The organism is Aeromonas piscicola (assembly GCF_000820005.1).
In the GTDB taxonomy this organism is placed as follows: domain Bacteria; phylum Pseudomonadota; class Gammaproteobacteria; order Enterobacterales; family Aeromonadaceae; genus Aeromonas; species Aeromonas piscicola.
The window spans coordinates 1-622 of sequence record NZ_CDBL01000088.1 but is presented as its reverse complement, the minus strand read 5'-3'; the positions used below and the strand labels follow the sequence as shown (position 1 = coordinate 622).

General features: G+C 62.1%; 1 pseudogene. It reads right to left on the bottom strand.

Annotated features, from left to right (window positions below):
• A pseudogene (locus BN1128_RS23350) lies at positions 1 to 550 on the bottom strand (class I poly(R)-hydroxyalkanoic acid synthase); the annotation flags it as partial.
• Positions 551 to 622: the final 72 nt, after the last annotated feature.

The window sequence follows — 622 nt, the reverse complement described above, 5'->3', positions numbered from 1 at the left end:
CGGCCAGCAGGGCCAGTCCGCGCACCAGATTCTGGCCGTCGGATTCCAGGGTGAGCCTGAGCAGCTCGGGGTTGGTGGCCAGAAAGTTGCTGGGCGCCATGGCATTGAGGTATTGGCGGGTAAAAAAGCGCAGCCGCTCCCGGCTCTTCTGGGGCACCCCTTCCAGCGCATCTACCGAGGCCAGCAGGTGTTTGGCGGTCAGCAGATAGGATTGCTTGAGGTAGTCATAAAGGGGCTGGTCACGCCAGGCGTCGTCCTTGAAGCGGCGATCGCTGCGCTCCGGCGTGATCACCGGCTCGCTCTCCTGGCCTGCGCTTTTGAGCAGGGTGTGCTGCATCAGCTTGAGCTGATCCTGCCACCAGTTCATCTGGGCATTGATCAATTGCCAGGGTTGCTGACTGCCCTGTTCCAGTACCTGGCCCAGATCGTCCAGATTGGTCTGCAACAGCGCCTGCGCCGTGCGCTCGGTCTGTGCCTTGGCCATGTCCAGCAGCTTTTCGTTATAGTGGGCCAGGGCCTCGAACAGCGGGCCGTAAGATGATTGGCTCATGTTCTCTCCTTCACCCACACCCGTGACGGGGCGAGCCTGTCGTGTCGGGTCATGGGGAGATGTGGCTGCCCG